Source organism: Membranihabitans marinus, assembly GCF_019802045.1.
Taxonomy (GTDB): domain Bacteria; phylum Bacteroidota; class Bacteroidia; order Chitinophagales; family Saprospiraceae; genus Membranihabitans; species Membranihabitans marinus_A.
This window is the reverse complement of the sequence record NZ_JAHVHU010000005.1, coordinates 1-18345: the sequence shown is the minus strand read 5'-3', so window position 1 is coordinate 18345 and position 18345 is coordinate 1. Positions and strand designations below refer to the sequence as shown.

Here is an 18345-nt window from a genome sequence, read left to right as displayed (position 1 = left end):
TCGCATTGGAGCGCCTTATTTTTTTATTGGTGGATGAAAAGCGCTCCTTTCGAACGAGTTTTTGTTCAGTTCAGAGGTGCAATCCGTGTTCGAGTAACCTACGACTCTATTTTTCTGAGTGATTACTTGTAGCTTCATCATTCCATGCCCGATTTGTTAAAATCACATTACCCAAAACCTGGAGTATCTGATAGTCTGGAAAAATCGTGCGAAACTGATATTCTATAAATTTATCTACCGCTCTGGCCTGTTCGTTCGTGTCGTATAGCATATTCCATAAAATGCGTCCTCCAGGAAGAAGGGCATTCTTAAGTTGGCGGATGAAGGCATTAGTTTTGACATGGCTAGGGACGATTTCGCCAATAAAAACATCTATGCATATAAGATTATAGCGGTTACTTTGGGATTGCATGAAGAGCGTCGCATCGGTTTCTATGATTTGAAGTGGAGACTTAAGGCGTTCCTGTTGATATTTTGCAAATAGGTATAGAACGGCATCATCCAGGTCGACTCCTGTGTAATGATAGTCTTTTTGAAAAGTCTTTTCGAGCATAAATGGAATGCTTCCCAGCCCCAGTCCCAAAATCAAAACATGGGCTCCGTTTGGCGGAAGTTCAAAGTGTTCGAATGCTTTATGAAAATTGTAGTACTTGTCGTCAAACGAATAAATGGCGTCCAGCGTCGTGAGTCGAAGTCTGTTTTTTATGAGGTATAGGTCCAGTGCTTCATTCAGTTCGCTGCCTACGCTTTCAAGGTGGACTGGCAGGAGGTATGACCACCATTTTTTCCACCACTTCATTTCAAGTTAGGGTTTTGGGGTTTGAACCTGGATTCGATAAGGTTGATAAGTGCACGCTCCCATTCATCAGTCCATTTGCAATTTCGTAATGCCATCTGCCGCTGGCAATGCGCTCGTAAATCTTTTGGTTTATAATCTGTTCTGTGATCCTCATTCCACCAAGTGAAGGTAGGGATGTTGCCAGTAATGGGTTGATTCGTTGCAATACTGCAAAATGATCCGATAGCAGTGCCTCGATAGGTTCTGGATAGAACACCCAGTTTTACAAAATCACCTGTAATCAGACCTCTTTTTAACGTGTTGTATTCGATGGTATGTCCTGTTTGCCAGTCCTTGAACCGAACGTTGGAAAATGTATTTGCTACGTTGGAAATAGTAGTTCCAGCTCCAAAGTTATTCCATCTACCCAATATACTGTCTCCCAGATAACCATTGTGTCCTTTGGAGCTGTATTCATGAATGATCGTATTTTTGATTTCACCGCTGACCACAACATGTCGCCCGATGGTGCAACCGGGGTAAAGCTTAGCGCCCATTTTTACGGTTGCATGCGGAAAAACCACCACCGGCCCCTTAATTCTCGCCCCGGGTAATATAGTAGCTCCTTTATGAAGTATAACGGGACCTTCCTGATCATCGATGGTGACATCAGAAAGATGAAAACCCGGTGCCGTAAAGGTGTTTTCTAATTGGGCTGGCTGGAACCAATTATTTGCGTTTTCATTGCGGCTCCAATCCTCGTTTATCTGATCTTTGTTGTGTAGGATCATATATTGGAGGGAGTCAATCCACTTGAACGATTTCTCAAAATTAATTACCTCCATTTTATCCAGATCTTCGCTCCCAACATTTTTCATCAGATCACCAGAGTAATGATGATTCGGATGAACCGCGATGACTAATTCATCTTGTTTGAGTACTTGGCCCGTCGACAGTGCTTTAATTGCACTGAGCAGCTCTGGATCCGGAAGAATGGTTGGTTCTATCCATCGCTGTGAAAGCACCGGATTGTTTTCAAAGACCTTATTCCATCGCACTCGAAGAGAATACAGGCCAAACATCATATTCTCGAGTGGCATTGACAGTGTAAGCGGGTAGAAATCAGGCGTCCGAAGGGTTAAAAACGGCATAGCTTAAATGCAAATTTGTAATTTTTAAGGATACAAAAAGTTCTTAATTTTTTGAAAGGTACGGTATTTGCAGGATAATACGTGAAGTTGTGACTAATTAAGATAGTGTTTGACTTCGAGTTATAAGAGGAGGAGTGAAAAATACTCGTTTTGACAGGTAGTAATCCAATGGCGAATAAGCGAATAACAGATGAAATTATGAAGAATAAAATTAAATGGGGTATTATAGGGTTGGGGAAGATTGCCCGCAAATTTGCCCATGATCTTCAATTATCCAATGATGGATTGTTGTATGCGATCGCCAGTCGGTCCGAAGATGGCGTACGAAAATTTCAATCTGAATTCCCGGCTCAAAATATGTACACCAATTATGAGGATTTACTTGATGATCCCGAAGTTGATGTAGTATACATTGCCACTCCGCACAGTCACCATTATCCTTGGATTTTAAAATGTTTGGACAGCGGTAAACATGTGTTGTGTGAAAAACCAATTTGTGTCAATGCAGATCAGGTGGCAGAAGTGATTAAAAAACAAAAAAGTACTGGTCTGTTTGTGATGGAAGCATTGTGGACCAAGTTTTTACCAGCCTACGAACACCTTCAACAAGAACTCCGAAAAGATGGAGAACCAGTTTTGTCACTATCTGCGGATTTTTGTTATTCTTCAGCCCGCCAGAAAGGGTCCCGGATTTATGAACCGGGGTTAGCAGGAGGCTCCTTACTTGACATCGGCATCTACCCTTTGTTTTTAGCACTGGATATTCTCGGGGTCCCGGAGCAATACCATGTATCCGGATGGGTTGATCAGGGCATCGATGTTCGTGTCAGTGCTGTCATGAATTACGATCAGGGGCGAAGCGCATTGGTGTATTCGGACGTCCAGAGTATGGGCCATATGGATGCAGTCATTCGGAAAGAAAACAAGGTGTACGTGTTGCCACATCGATGGCACGAACTGGATTATTTTCATGAAATCGGTCCCGATTACAAGGTGCGTCATGATTTCCCCAAAACAGGTTGGGGGTACTTCCATGAAATCGAGCATGTGAATGAATGTTTGATTGATGGACTGAATCAAAGCCCCATTTATCCGCTATCCTGGTCTTTTAGTCTGGCCCGGTATATGGATGGGTTTAGGGAAAGTTTAAATTTAAGTTATCCGGCAAATATTGAAAAGATTTGATGAATGATGTTAAAATAGGTATGTATTAATATAATTGATATTTGTTGATTGAAGAAATATGTGATGCTGCAGTGCGAGTATTGCCCGGTTGTATTCTGATCTCTACGTAATATGAGAGTAATTTTGCATATATAAAGAGGGACTTATTTTCATATCAATAAAATTATAATCTCTTAAGGTAGTGGCTCGAAGGTTGTTTGGTACAGTATTTGAGAACCTTACCATGAATATATTCTTATTGTATGAAAAAGTTTTACGGTTTACCTTTCATCATAGTATTCTTGTTCGCCCTGGGAAATCAGGTTGACGGGCAGGATATTCATCTGACTCAATATGATCATAGTTTCAGGATCACAAATCCCGCTTTGACCGGTTTGTTTGATGGGGAACACCGCATTGAAGGTAATTTTCGCCGGCAATGGAAACAGGTTCCCGTAGACTATGTGACATTTTCAGGTTCATATGATAGCAATGTCCAGCCAAAAGATTCCGAAAACAGCTTATTTGGATACGGACTTTCACTGAATTATGATCGAGCAGGGTATTCCAAACTAAGTCTGCTTGATATCAACTTATTGGGTAGTTATTCTCATTTTCTTAATCCGCATCACGTCCTGACCGTGGGATTGAATACCGGATTCAACCAACGGTCATTTCGAGAGAATGATTTGAGTTGGGATCAGCAATACCAGAACGGACAGTTCAATGAAAATCTACCCACCGGCGAAAATCTGGAAAATATGAATCTCATGTTTTTTAATCTTGCTGCAGGCGTGAACTATAGATTTCAAAATGAAAAAAATACGTTGAATATCGGGGGTGGGTTTTTCAACATCACAAAGCCCAAACAAAATTTCTTTGAGAACACACCGGAAATACGGTTGCCCATCCGAAGTTCTTTGTACGTGGATTACTGGTTAGGTCTTAGTAATCGTGTTCGATGGAATCTCACGGGGAATGCACAATGGCAAGGCCCTTATGAAGAGCAAAATATGGGAACAAAATTTGAATTCCAATTAATTGACCAACGCGGGAGTGATTTTTATCTCAGTCTGGGTAGTTACGTCAGACTTAGCAACAAATGGGATGCGGTATCCCCATATATCGGTGCTCGGATCAACAGCCTTGATGTCGGTTTTAGCTACGACATTAATGTTTCAGGATTCAATGTCGCGACAGACCAACGAGGTGGTCCGGAAGTGTGGGTTCGATATATTATAAAGGATGTCGACAAGATAAAAGATTTCAAAACCTGTAGAATTTATTAATAGGTATGAGCTTAATGAAAACAGCCAGATATATAATCATCGCAGTGCTTGGCGTGATCAGTGTTTCTCAGTCAACAGCCCAATCAAAGCAAGCATTTATTAATGCTGCTGAAGAGGCATTTGAAGAGAAAAACTTCTATGCGGCACTCAAATATTACAACGAGGTTTTGGAATTCAAGAATCCAAGTCCTTATGTATACTATAAGGCAGCAGAGGCGGCACGTCATTTTTTCGCTTTTGAAACAGCACTGGAATACTATAAAGAAGCTGATGCCCTTAAAGATAAAGATGAACTTCCCCTATCTTCTTTTTACACCGGTGAAATGGCTTATCAGATGGGGGCGTATGAAGAAGCTACGAAATTCTACAACAAATATCTTCGGGAGAATAGCAATGCCGATAATTTTTATACACAGACAGCAAAGAATCAATTGGAATCGATCGAATGGGCCCAACAGAATGAAGAACCCCCATTTATTTCTCAAATCGAAAAACTAGGTGATTCGATCAATACCATTCAATCCGAATTCGCACCGATAAAGTTGGGAGAGAATCTGATATTTTCTGCTTTGCGCTATCCGGATGAAAATCCGGAAGAAAAACCCGTTGGTGTTGTATTTAATGATCGGCTGGATACCGTATTTCATTTTATTGCCGATGAAGATTCCATGAGGTACCAGGCCCATTATGCGATTAATATGGACAGTACCAGAGTTTACTACACGTTGTGTCAATACACGACCGGCGAATTATCTCGCTGTGATATTTATTACAGTGGTTCTGTAGAAGGAAGCTGGTCTGCGCCCATGTATATGCCTGAGTTAAATGATACGGCCTACAGCAACACTTCACCAGCTTATGGAATAGGACCCGATGGAGAAACAGAAGGGTTGTACTTTGCTTCGGATCGGATCGGTGGTCGCGGTGGATATGATATCTATTTTAGTGCGTGGGACGGCTCTGGATTTGAAGCTCCGGAAAATCTGTATCAAATCAATACGCCCCTCAACGAATTGGCCCCTTTTTATCACCAGTCAAGCAATACGTTGTTTTTCAGTTCCGAAGGATATTCCGGTTATGGTGGACTGGATATGTATCAGGTTTTTTTACCAGTGACTTCGGATTCCAAAGTTGAAAACCTGGGAAGTCCGCTAAATTCCAGTTTCGATGATATTTATTTCTTTTGGGAAGAGAACATGAAAGATGCCTACTTTGCATCCAACAGGAATACTTCTTATCAGCTTGATACAGCCTTAAATGCATGTTGCTATGATATTTATAAAGCAGATCTGGAGCCGCGCAAACTGGTGGTGAAAGTACTCGTGTTCAATAAACTCAATGGAGAACCGATCCTGGGTTCTACACTCGAAGTATTGCGATCCGAAAATCTGATCATGGAGGAGACCAATGAGGAATCCAATGAATACATCGTGGATTTACTCCGGGGTACGTACAAGTTGCGCGCAAGTAAGGGGGGCTTTCTTCCGGATTCCACCCTGTTGGATATGAATCAATACGCGGGCCAAGATACCATCGTAAAACGATTGTTCCTGACCCCGAAAGAATTGACCCTCGAACTGCTGACTTTTGATGCCGTCACCCGGGAACCGGTCAATGGACCGACGATTTCTGTCTCTGATGTGGACGATCCCAATAAAGAAAATATTTACCAGCTCAATAATCTCACTAATTCTTTGGTACTGCCGATTGACCGCGACTTTCAGTATGCAATCAATGTTCAGAAAAGAGGGTATGAACAAGAGGATCTGATGGTCAATGGAGCGGATTACCCCAATGAATTAAGAATAGTTAAAAAGATTTATTTAAAACGAGGCAACCTCGAATCATACCTGGTATTGCCTTTGTTTTTTGACAATGATTTCCCGGATCCGAAAACCTGGCGCACTACTTCGACAAAAACGTATCTGGAAACATATCCTCCCTATTATTCAAGAAAAAATGAATTCAAAGAATTATTCGCTGAACCATTAATCGGTCAAAATAAGGATGTCGCAGAAACGGATGTGGAAAATTTCTTTGACAATGAAGTTCTGGCGGGCAAGCAGGATCTGGAACGATTCCTGGAGCAACTGGAGGAAGAATTGGAGAAAGGAGAGAATATCACCTTGGTAGTCAGTGGTTTCGCCAGCCCCAAATATCTTAAAAATTACAATATCAATTTGAGTAAGCGACGTATTAACACCTTGAAAAAGCAATTACAGGATTATGGAGACGGCCTTTTTGAGTCCTACTTGCGCAACGGAATGCTGGACATCGAAGGAAAAGGTTATGGAGCTGAAACGGCACCGGAAACGGTGAGCGACAGCCAGGAAGATGTGCGCAGCTCCGTATATAGTCCGGCTGCATCCAGGGAACGGCGTATAGAAATAGTTGATATCATCAGAAAATAACACGAGTAGATGACCATGAAATACACACAATACCAACATATTACCAAGTTTGTTCTGACCCTGTTGTTTGCTACGCTCAGTTTATGGGCGTATTCCATTCCGTTTACAGGTGGTGATCTGAGCTACAAACGGATCAAAAACGGTGTTTATGAGTTTACACTTGTTTTGGAACGGGACTGCAGACGGTATTCACCCAATTTTGAATTTGAAGATAGGGTTACCGTTGGTGCTTATAACCTTCGCAATGAACTGATCGGAGAATGTGGGGAGCTTGGTAAGATTTTTCTGGATCTACAGTCTATTACCAAGAAGGAAAATAATTTGTCCTCGGCGTGTATAGACGCCGATGACACGGAGTGTCGGGAGATCGCTGTGTACAAAGGGACGGCCAATGTTCCTATTTCGGCCTATGGCTATCAGTTCATATATTCGGAGTGTTGTCGACCGGATAACATTGTTAATATCTTTGATCCTGAAAATGCCGGATTTACTTTAATAGCTACCATGACTTTGAATGGGTACTTGTGGTATACCAGTACACCCGTATTCTCAAATACTGATCCCTTATACAGTTGTCTTGGCGAAGAAAATACTATAAATCCGGGAATTTCTGTGAAGCCTCACGAGGAATACCGGTTTTCGCTTTGTAATCCGTTCGATGGTCAGGCACCTGTGAATCCCTTGTTGGCACCGCAGGCACCACCATATGATTATGTGGATTACGTGTCTGGTTTTACAGCCTTAGACCCACTGGGTGATGATGGAGATATAACCATTGATCCATCGACTGGAGTTATTACGTACACGGGCTCTAAAGCGGGTTCTTATTCAATTGCTGTTTGTGTGGAGCAATTTAAAAAAGGAAAACTCGTGGGAACCAGCATCCGTGAAATCCAATTGAATTTTATCGATTGCGCAGGTAAGACACTCGACGCTGATTTTGATTATACAGTTGATTTTTGCAACCCGGGCAGGGTGTCCTTTGAGAACCGAAGCATGGGCGCCGATGATTTTGAATGGACTTTTTACACCGATGAATCCACAAGCAGCACCTCCACCAATCCCAATCCGGTGATGACCTTTCCTTCGCCCGGAAGTTATGTGGTCGAACTGGCCATATCCAATAACGAAGGATGTGTGGATACTGCCCGAAAAGTGGTAGAGGTTTATGATTTTATTGAGGAAATACAGATACTTAATTTTGGTAGTTGCCAGGATTTGACACAGGAATTGTCTTTGAACAAGGAAGTACAAAATTATGAAATCACGTGGTATCTGGTGGATGGCAATTCAGAATCAGAAATCGGTACAGGAACAGACATATCTTATTTGTTCCCGTCAGAAGGACCTTATACTATCCGCGTTGAAGCGGCATATGAAGATTGTATCGTGTCAGCCACCCGTACGATAAATGTGGTGCAGGGGGTGACTGCACTCATGGATACCATCGCTATTTGCAGTCCCGAAATTGTTGCTTTGAATCCCAATTCCTATGATCGCTACAAATATACCTGGACTATTGATTCGCTCATTGAAGACAAGGCGGATCCCAACCCCCGGGTTTTTGTTTCTACGACCACCTTGTTCCCAGTTACCATTACCGATAAACAAGATCCAAATTGTTCCGGCGAAGGATTTGTCCTGGTGACGGTAGGAGAGAGCCAAACGGCAGATTTTAAAGCTGTACAAGACCTTTGTGCAGATGAGTATACAGTAAAATTTTCTTCCATTTCCGACGGCGTGACGAATCTACACTGGTCTTTTCAAATAGGGAGTGAAACAATTGAGTCTGATGAAGAATCTCCGGTGATTACTTTCCCGACGACTGGATACTATAAGGTCATCTTGGCGGGTGATGGGGATAATGGATGCCCGGCTACGGGAACGCGGGTGATTGAAGTTTTTGACCCTGAAAATGACCTGGGTATTGTCAACTTTGGGAATTGTGAGAATTATGAGCAGGTCCTGAAATTGGATAAAGTTATCGAAGGATACGAGATTGCTTGGACCTTGATAGATGGTGACAATGAAACTGAGATAGGGACCGGTGATCAGGTTACTTATGATTTCGGTGCGGAAGGAAACTATACCGTTCGGGCAGAAATAAGCAATCCAGAATGTACGGTTGTGGTGGAGAATATCCTGGTCGTTAAGTTGGGGGTAACGGTCCCGAAAGATACGATTGATCTGTGCGAAAGTGCCCGTATCCAGTTGAATCCGGTGACCTATGAGGGTTATACCTACCAATGGCTCAATACAGATCTGATCGATGATGTCAATAACCCGAGCCCGGTTGTTGATGTGGATGAAACTACCCGTTTTGAGGTGGTGGTTTCGGATAAGAATGATCCCACCTGTGTGGATACCGGGTTTGTCTTAGTTCGGGTCGATGAGCTGGCACTCGGACAATACAAAGCTTTCCAGGATCTTTGCGCAGAGGGTTACTTTGTCCGCTTTAGTCCGGCGATACATGGTGTTGTCGAAGCGAAGTGGCGATTTAGTATTGGCGGTGAGGTGATAGAAAGTTCAGAAATGAACCCAGTCATAGAATACCCGGAAACTGGGTTTTACGATGTCAGTCTTGTGGTGGTAACGTCGCAAGGGTGTACAGATTCACTTTCACAAATCGTACAAGTTTACGATCCGGCCACGGATTTGGAGATTACCAACTTTGGAAATTGCGAAAATTATGAGCAGGTCCTGAAACTGGATAAACCAATTGAAGGTTTTGAAATTACATGGACTTTGTTGGATGGAGATACGGAAATAGACCTGGGATCCGGGAATCAAATCACTTATGATTTTGGAGAAGCAGGACAATATAGGGTTCGGGCTGAAATCAGTAACCCGGAATGTACAGTAGTCGTGGAGGACATTTTGTTGGTTGAGCTTGGAGTTACGGTACCGCGTGATACGATTGATCTGTGTGTGGAAGGAAATATTACTCTGAACCCTGTATCCTATGAAGGCTATGATTATCAATGGTTGAACTCCGATCTCATAGATAATACCAATGATCCCAGTCCCGTGGTAAATGTGACGCAAACGACCCGTTTTGAAGTGGTCGTTACGGATAAAAATGATCCAAACTGTGTCGATACTGGATTTGTGTGGATTCGTGTAAATGAATTGCCGATTGCGGATTTTAATGCGGTATACGATATATGTGATGTAGATAAAACCATGAAATTTGAACCTGTGCGTTCAAATCTGATCAGTACCACCTGGTATTTTGACGGCAACGATGGTTCCAAAACCAGTACAGCAAGCAACCCCTCATTTACGTATGAAGAATTTGGGAGTTATGAAGTGACTTTGATCGCTGAATCAGCACAAGGTTGCACGGATACATTGACCAAGACCGTCGTAGTTGATGATTTTTTCGCACTGCTGGATTTCAAAACCAATGGGAGTTGTGAAGGATTGGATTATACGCTGGAACTCAATGATCCGGCGATAGGCTATGAGGTGAATTGGTACTTGGATGATGCTGGTGAGTTAACAGAAATCGGACAGGGTGTCAATCTGGACTATACTTTTGCAGCCCCCGGTATGTATGATATTCGAGTCGAACTGGCGAATGCCGAATGTGCCCGATCTTTTGTCAGAACACTACAAGTCACGGATGGTATTCAAGCACCCGATACGACGATTGTGGTGTGTGATCCGAAGCTAATTGCTTTGAATCCATATGGTCGAAATGATCTGACTTACACCTGGACGCCAACAGACAATCTGGATGACCCAACATCTTATAACCCCATGGCGAATATTACAGAAAATATAACCTACCAGGTCACCGTAGAGATACAGGATGGAGACACTACATGCAGTGCCACTGGTTCAGTGCAGGTGATCTTGGATCAGTCCACAGATAGTATTGCATTTGATACCACGACGTTGACCATATGTGAAGGAGATGTTGTATTCCTCAATGAAGGTGGGGATACCACATTTAATTACTACTGGCAACCAGAATCTTTCTTTGAAGATGCACGTGTGGTCAATCCGTCCGCACAATTATTCACTTCGCAAGAGTTCACTGTGACAATTACGAATTCGGAGACCGGATGTTCGTCCTCTTTCCGAAAGCAGGTCAATGTGATTCCGATTAATGATTTGCTGGATATCGACTATTCCTTTGAGTGTGGTGAAACGGTGGCAACACTGATTGCACTGGATGTGCCCCTGGACGGGGATATTGAATGGACCTATGGGGATTCTATCATTTCTACAGAGCCCACGTTTGATTTTGACTTTGGAGAATATGGGACTTTTGAAGTAACGGCTCGTCTATTAGGGGATGATTGCATCGAAAGTTCAGCACAAGTGACCCTGATTAATCCGGATGAATTTCTATTCAGAGATAGTATTTTCTTGTGTGAGTCCGAAACGGTTACGTTGAATCCGGACGGAGATACCAATTTAATTTATAGCTGGACGGGACCCAATCTTAGCGCCAATGACATAGCTAGTCCGACCACGACTGTTGAAATGAACAGCATTTACAATGCGATCATTCTTCACCCGGACGATACCACATGTCAGACCCTTGGTCGCGTGTATGTATTTATCGAGATGGCTTCGGATATCATTTCAGCAAATAAAACGGAGTTCTGTATGGGTGATACCGCCCGACTGTCTGTAGGAAACGGGGGGGAACCGATGAACATCCAATGGTCAGATCCGGACGGTGTGTTGATTGGTACCGATCAGATGATTGAATTTCCATTTGAAAAAATGGGGGAATATACCGTTGTCGCAGATTTGGGTGGCTGTACCTTCATGGATACCATTGATTTGCAGTTTCGAAATGTTCAAATCGTGGCCTCGCAGACTGATGGCATTTGCCCCGGAGATGAAGTGATGCTGGAAGTACAGTTTAACACAGAAGAACCGTACGATAGCATAGTATGGGGACCGGAAAACGTTGTCGTGTCTGAAGCGAATCCGGCGTTCGCCACCTACACACCGGACAGCAACTCGATCGTGACAGCCTGGGTGTATTTTTCTGATGGTTGTCTGAGCATGGACACGGTGATGCTTCAGATCCCGCCAGCTTTGGAGAATCTGACCATCAGTACAGACCGGGATACCTTGTTCCGCGGGGAGAAAGCGACATTGACTGCGAGTGACAACGGGTTTGTCACCTACCGTTGGGAACCGGCAGATTATGTAGACAATCCCGATCAACCACAAACGGAAGTGATTCCTGAAACCACGACGACCTTTACACTTACCGCAAAAGATGAAAATGGCTGTGAGGTTCAAAAAACAATTACCATCGTGGTGCTGAATCCACAGTGTGAGCCTCCCTATGTATTTGTCCCGAGAGCTTTTTCCCCCAATGGAGACGGGACCAATGATATATTGTACGTACGTGGGGAAAGCATTGATATCGTACACTTTATTGTTTACGACCGATGGGGCGAAAAGATGTTTGAGACCAATAATTTGAGTCAGGGATGGGATGGAACATTCCGAGGAAAAATGCTTCCACCGGATGTATATGGCTATTACCTCAGTGTAACCTGTATCGGTGGAGATACCTACACTGAAAAAGGAAATGTGACGATTATACGCTAGTGCATTAACAACTAGGACTATGAAGTGGCTGCTTTTGAGTTTTCAGAGGCAGCCCTTTTTGATTTCAGATTTCAGATTTCAGATTTCGGATTAGGGGAGTTGTTTGTTTTCTGGTTTCAAGGATTGGGTTATCCACTAGACTCGCATTATTTAGCAAGATAATCACCTGTATCCATTCAGACCTCTTGTTAAAAAGTATGCATGCATTGGAGATAATAAAGTTGGTGAATGATTTACCTAATAACCGCGTTGGCTGGACATTTACTAATCAAATTGTGCGATCAGGTACCTCCATTGCTGCAAATTACCGAGCCGTATGTAGGGCAGGAAGTGATAAAACTTTTGTACATAAATTGAATATAGTGTTCGAAGAAGCCGATGACACGTTGTTTTGGCTTGAAATGATAGAGGAAGCTGGAGTAATTGATGGAGATATCGATCTTGAAGGGCTGAAGAAAGAGTGCAATGAATTGATTTCCATTTTTGTCACTTCCTTAAAAACGGTTAAAAAAAGGATTAGGAATTCTTGATTGATAGTGATCGTCTAATAACGAGCTGTCCCCCCCCAAATTTTCAATCTAAATTCCACAATCTACAATCTAAAGAAAGTCCACATCAAAAGTTGTGTTGTGTGCATAGATGTGATCTACAGCCGTTTGGACCTCCATTTTATTGAAGATGACATCGTAGACCATGTGGATGACTGGGCAGGTCAGATTTGCTTTTCGGATATAGTTGAAAATGATTTCGGTGGTCCCTATTCCTTCCACAAGATCCCGGGTTTCATCAAGTGCCCTGGCAATGTTATCGGATTGGCCTATGGTATAGCCAAAGGAATAATTCCGACTGCTTTTTGCGGTGGAGGTGGCGATCAAATCACCAATACCGGCCAGACCAAGAAACGCATCGGGTGCAATATCAAGCGATTGACCGATGATTAACATCTCGCGAAGCCCTTTGGTAATAACGATGGACTCCAGATTCTTACCCAGATTTTGACCATTGATCATTCCACTCGCTATGGCCACGATATTTTTTAACGCACCGGCTATTTCAGTTCCTTTTAAATGCTGGGAGCGATACAATTTAAATTTATTTTGATTCAGCAAGTTTTGAGCAGTCACGATGACTTCATCATAGGCGCTTGCGATCACAGATGCGGCCGGAAGCCGTTTTAGGAGTTCTTTACTCAGATTTGGTCCCGATAGACAGCCGATGCGGATCACATTGGTTTCGGATTTGAGCACCTCGCTCATGGTACGTACCGGGAATCCCTCGTGGGGTGTAATCTGATAGTTGCGATTTTGTTCATCCCGAAGTGCAAACCCCTTCACACCGTGAATGACGATGTGCTGTGGAGTAAGAAAAGGCGACATGGCTCGGGCAAGGTTTGGAAATTCAAACGATGGTATGGCGATAAATAGGACTGAACAGCGTTGACATATTTCTTCCAGATCCGAAATGGCTTTGATCCTGGTGGGGAGTGTCCACCCCATATGGCTATGCGTTCGGTTGATTGTTTCGGACACTTGTTTATTCCTGGCGTACAGAAGTACTCCAGTATTGTGCGCCAGCAGAACACTGATTGCTGTGCCGAAATTTCCTGAACCGATAACACCTATTTGATTGTTCAATGTTTGGTCCTTCTGTTTATTTTTGTTTTTTCTTTAGTTCCTGTTGCCTTTGTTGTTCTTTGATCGCTTCATTAAGTCGTTCTCTGAACTTAGATGTCTTTTTTGGTTTCTTTTTATAGGCATCTAGTTCGCGGTTGATTTTATCATGATCGATCACGAAATTCTTCGTCACAACAGTCTGGCTGATCGTCATCAGGTTACTGAAGAACAAGTACGCCGTCAATCCGGAAGCGTAATTGTTGAAAAAGAAAAAGAACATAAAGGGCATGGCATATTGCATGACTTTCATCATTTTCATCATCTCCTCGTTACCCGTCGAAGCCTGTGTCATGATCTTGGAGTTATAGTAGGTATATCCGATCATACTGATGGTATATAATATGGTAAAGAGGGATATGTGTCCTCCAAGCATGGGTATATCAAACGGAAGATGGAAAAAAGCATCGTACGAGGATAAGTCTGGTGCCCATAAAAAACTGGCTTGCCGGAATTCGATCGAGGCCGGGAAGAACCGGTAAAGTGCGAACCAGATGGGCATTTGCAAGAGCATTGGCAGGCATCCCCCCACCGGATTGACCCCATACTCCTGATAGAGTTTCATCGTTTCCATCTGGACCTTTTTGGAATCGTCTTTATATTTTTCCTTAAGCTTGTCCATTCGCGGTTTCAAGGCCTGGGTTTTGGCCTGCGAGTATAGCATTTTATATGTAATGGGGTACAACGCCATCTTTACCAGGAAGGTCAGTAGAAGTATGGCCAAACCTTTGCTCCCTATGATGTTGTCCAGAAAGACAAACAACGGCCGGATAACCCGGCGGTTAATTGTACCGAAAATACTCCAACCAAAAGGGATGATATCTTCCAATTCATGACCCATTTCGCGCAATTTCTTATAATCATTCGGGCCGATATACATCTCCATATTAAATTGGTTCATTCCCATTTTATTGGGTAAGGTCAATTGGGAGTGAAGTTTTTTTAGATCCGGATTGTTCTCGTCTAAAGTCGTGACTTGCAGGTGGCCGTCTTCGAAAGCCTGATCGGCGAGAAGTGCTGTGTTAAAGAACTGATTGGAATGGGCCACCCATTTAATTTTATTGGTTAGCTCTTCTTCATCGTTGCTGGTATAGCTGGTATAGCTTGTTCGTTCGTCCTGCGGTTTGTAGTGAATGGTACTGTAAGTTCGTTCAAACTGTGTGTTTTTTTCCAGCTTATCCAGATAGCTGAGCCAGTTCAGTGTGATGGGTTGTTGATTGCTGTTTGGTAGCTGATCCCAGGTGACCTGGTATTCGACCTGGAATGATTCAGGCAGGAGCTGGTAGGCTTGTTCGATATAGCCCCCATTGGTAGTTTCTGCCCGAAATCGAATAATATTTCCATCTACGGTTGGCGTAAAGTAGAGATCCTGGGTTGAGATCATTTGGTTGTTGAGCGGAACGAGATATTCAAACCGATCTTTTTCGTCTTCCATAAGACGGAGCGGTACTTCGACCTCCTCTTTGTCTTCATTTTCGATGATCTTCTTATAGCCTTTAAGGAGAACATCGACAATGCGTCCTCCTTTGGATGAAAATTTAATTTTCATCTCTGAATTTTCCAGTGTCGAAAACTCTTCTTTCCCAGAAGCAGCTGGTGCAAACGCTCCATATTGAGCAGTCAGTCGTTCAGTCACTGCCGCATCATTGCCGGACAAAGAGTCTGAGAGTACCGTATCGGTATTATTTGCATTGGTCTGTGGCGTAATCGGTATATCCTGATTTTCAACGCGGGCTAATGAGTCCTGTTTTCTCTGAACCTCAAGCCTTTCTGCCTCCGTGGGTTGATTCATATACAGCCATAAAGCTAATAGTACAAGGATCAATCCAAACCCTAACATTTGTTTTTTGTCCATAGAGGTCTATGTAATTCAAATAAATTTTTGTAAAATCAACGCAAAGGTACAATTTTGTTTATTGGTGAAGAATTTATTCGACGAACAATATGAAAATCTGAACGATGCTTATAGGAATGCCATTTATAAGTGTCTGGATCCCCGGTTGATACTTCGGATCGGTGTTCCCCATCCGGGTGTCGATCAATGGCTTCAGTCATGGGCCGTGGAGACTCTGTGTATATTGACGGCATACAATCCGGTTTCGAAAGTGCACACCGACGCATACAACAAGTACCACCATAAGAAGTTAATGAAGGAAGTAACGCAAAAAGGCTTTTTATGCGTTAACGGTATAAATTGCGACCCGGAAGGAATTTTTCCGGATGAGGCTACTTGTTGGATACCAGGTATGACCCGAGACGAAGGAAAAAGAACCGCGCTCGAATACCATCAAAATGCATTTGTATTCAAGCGGATAAGAGTTGAACCCATGTTGATATGGGTTAAATAGAAAGTGCCCTAGGAAAAATATAAATAGTTCTGTATTTTTGCACTGTTTTTTATAATGAAGACGAAGTAATTAAAACGAAATAATATGTTTGAGAGTTTAAATGATCGATTGGAAGGCGCCTTTAAGAATTTGAAAGGACACGGTCGGTTGTCCGAAGTCAATATTGCACAGTCCGTCAAAGAGATACGCCGGGCATTGGTGGCAGCGGATGTCAACTATAAGATTGCAAAGGAGTTCACCGATAAGGTCAAGGACAAAGCACTCGGACAAGAGAATGTACTCAATGCAGTGCGTCCCGGTGAGATGATGGTGAAGATCGTCCAGGATGAGCTGACCGAATTGATGGGTGGACAAGCTGAAGGAATTAATCTGAATGGGAAACCGAGTACTATTCTGGTGGCCGGTTTGCAAGGTTCTGGTAAAACGACCTTTTCTGGTAAGTTGGCCAAATTTTTGAAATCAAAGAAAAAACTATCACCTCTGCTTATCGCGGGTGATGTGTATCGACCGGCAGCGATCAATCAACTCCAGGTGATCGGTGAACAGATCAAAGTGCCCGTCTTTACGATCGAGGATAATAAAGATCCGGTAGAAATTGCGCTTCAGGGGATTGCGCACGCCAAAGCCAATAATTTTAATGTGGTCATTATCGATACGGCCGGTCGACTGGCGATCGATGAGGCGATGATGAATGAGATCTCAAACATCAATGAAGCGGTTGATCCCAATGAAGCCTTGTTTGTGGTGGATGCCATGACGGGGCAGGATGCGGTCAATACCGCCAAAGCTTTTAATGATGTGATTGACTACGATGGGGTGGTGTTGACAAAACTGGATGGAGATACCCGGGGTGGTGCCGCTTTGACAGTCAAATATACCGTCGGAAAGCCCATCAAATTTACCAGTGCCGGAGAGACGATGGATACCCTGGATGTGTTCCATCCGGAACGGATGGCGCAGCGAATTCTTGGGATGGGTGATATCGTATCGTTTGTGGAAAAAGCGCAGGAGCAATACGATGAGAAGGAAGCGCAAAAGCTGGAGCGCAAGATCAAAAAGAACAAATTCGACTTCAACGATTTTCTGAGCCAGATTGCCCAATTGCGTAAAATGGGAGACCTCAAAGGGTTGATGAGTATGATCCCCGGAATGGGTAAAATGACCAAGGACCTGGATATCGATGATTCGGCCTTCAACAAAGTAGAAGCCATTATTTTTTCAATGACGAAGCATGAGCGAGAAAACCCTGAGGTTCTCAATATGAGCCGAAAACGACGGATCGCCAAAGGTTGCGGTCAGAATTTGCATGAGATCAATATGTTTATCAAGCAGTTTGACCAGATGAAGAAAATGATGCATATGATGAGTAAAGGCAAAGGCATGGGCAATTTGCAGAATATGTTGGGCGGCGGCGGACCCGGGATGAGACGTTAAGAAGAAAGGGGGAAGAACGGTGCATTTTTCGGTGAAAGGAATTGGAGGTGGAATGGGGAGAGTTGACAGTAAGCTCAAAGCAGATCCTCCTGCGCTGAAGCTACGGTGGACGATGAAAGCTGAAAAGGGGTAGGTGAAAGATGGTCGACATTCTGATGTCTGATGCCTTGTTTACAGTAGGGCGACCGATCCCGAGTACTCGAGACGCTGTACTGGGGCTTTTTGGTTTTTGTCCGGCACGAGAGGTAAGCCTAAAACTATAGAACTTTTTCAGGCTGATCTTCCTAGCTAAGAATGAAACCCACGGAAGACTTACAGTACCACTACACCCCCAGTAGCGGGGACTGTCAAGTAGTTTGTGTATTTGTGGAGTTCAAGAAGACTTTCCAAAAAATTTTGTGTTGAGCGGAATTGATCTGATTTTGTGAGTCTAAAAACTTTATACTATGAAAGATCAAACTCAAAAATTACTCGATGAATTGGTCAATCAGATTGCAGACAAGGATGAACTTGC

At 43.2% G+C, this 18345-nt stretch carries 11 protein-coding genes; 7 read left to right on the top strand and 4 right to left on the bottom strand.

Going from position 1 to position 18345, the window contains the following annotated elements; translation table 11 throughout:
- Window positions 1-106 precede the first annotated feature (106 nt).
- Window positions 107-799, bottom strand: a complete 693-nt coding sequence (locus KUV50_RS04535; protein WP_222578915.1) for a spermidine synthase — start codon at window positions 797-799, stop codon at window positions 107-109.
- Window positions 796-1929: a putative sugar nucleotidyl transferase gene (locus KUV50_RS04530; RefSeq protein ID WP_222578914.1), complete on the bottom strand. Its 1134-nt coding sequence runs from the start codon at window positions 1927-1929 to the stop codon at window positions 796-798. The genes KUV50_RS04535 and KUV50_RS04530 overlap by 4 nt, the downstream gene beginning before the upstream one ends.
- A 198-nt stretch (window positions 1930-2127) precedes the next feature.
- Between KUV50_RS04530 and KUV50_RS04525 the strand changes: the two genes are divergently transcribed.
- From KUV50_RS04525 to KUV50_RS04505, 5 genes are all read left to right on the top strand, one after another.
- Window positions 2128-3114 carry a Gfo/Idh/MocA family protein gene (locus KUV50_RS04525; protein ID WP_222578913.1) on the top strand — a complete coding sequence of 329 codons (987 nt, stop codon included), beginning with the start codon at window positions 2128-2130 and terminating at the stop codon, window positions 3112-3114.
- A 242-nt stretch (window positions 3115-3356) separates the two neighbouring features.
- A complete protein-coding gene (locus KUV50_RS04520; protein ID WP_222578912.1) occupies window positions 3357-4382 on the top strand; it encodes a PorP/SprF family type IX secretion system membrane protein in 1026 nt (341 codons plus the stop codon).
- 14 nt (window positions 4383-4396) lie between these two features.
- Entirely contained in the window at window positions 4397-6793 is a 2397-nt protein-coding gene (locus KUV50_RS04515; protein WP_222578911.1) for a hypothetical protein, read from the top strand.
- A gap of 15 nt (window positions 6794-6808) precedes the next feature.
- Entirely contained in the window at window positions 6809-12379 is a 5571-nt protein-coding gene (locus KUV50_RS04510; protein ID WP_222578910.1) for a PKD domain-containing protein, read from the top strand.
- 197 nt (window positions 12380-12576) lie between these two features.
- Complete coding sequence (locus KUV50_RS04505; protein ID WP_222578909.1) at window positions 12577-12909, top strand: four helix bundle protein; 333 nt, start codon at window positions 12577-12579, stop codon at window positions 12907-12909.
- 69 nt (window positions 12910-12978) lie between these two features.
- On the opposite strand, the gene KUV50_RS04500 is transcribed toward KUV50_RS04505, so the two are convergent.
- Window positions 12979-14013, bottom strand: coding sequence for an NAD(P)H-dependent glycerol-3-phosphate dehydrogenase (locus KUV50_RS04500; RefSeq protein ID WP_222578908.1), 1035 nt, complete (start codon window positions 14011-14013; stop codon window positions 12979-12981).
- Window positions 14014-14029: 16 nt separating this feature from the next.
- Window positions 14030-15904, bottom strand: coding sequence for a membrane protein insertase YidC (gene yidC, locus KUV50_RS04495; protein WP_222578907.1), 1875 nt, complete (start codon window positions 15902-15904; stop codon window positions 14030-14032).
- Window positions 15905-15968: 64 nt separating this feature from the next.
- Between yidC and KUV50_RS19570 the strand changes: the two genes are divergently transcribed.
- The gene (locus tag KUV50_RS19570) at window positions 15969-16397 is read left to right on the top strand and encodes a DUF3293 domain-containing protein (protein ID WP_222578906.1); all 429 of its coding nucleotides are present in this window, start codon (window positions 15969-15971) and stop codon (window positions 16395-16397) included.
- Between the two features lie 84 nt (window positions 16398-16481).
- Window positions 16482-17831 carry a signal recognition particle protein gene (ffh, locus tag KUV50_RS04485; RefSeq protein WP_222578905.1) on the top strand — a complete coding sequence of 450 codons (1350 nt, stop codon included), beginning with the start codon at window positions 16482-16484 and terminating at the stop codon, window positions 17829-17831.
- Window positions 17832-18345 lie beyond the last annotated feature (514 nt).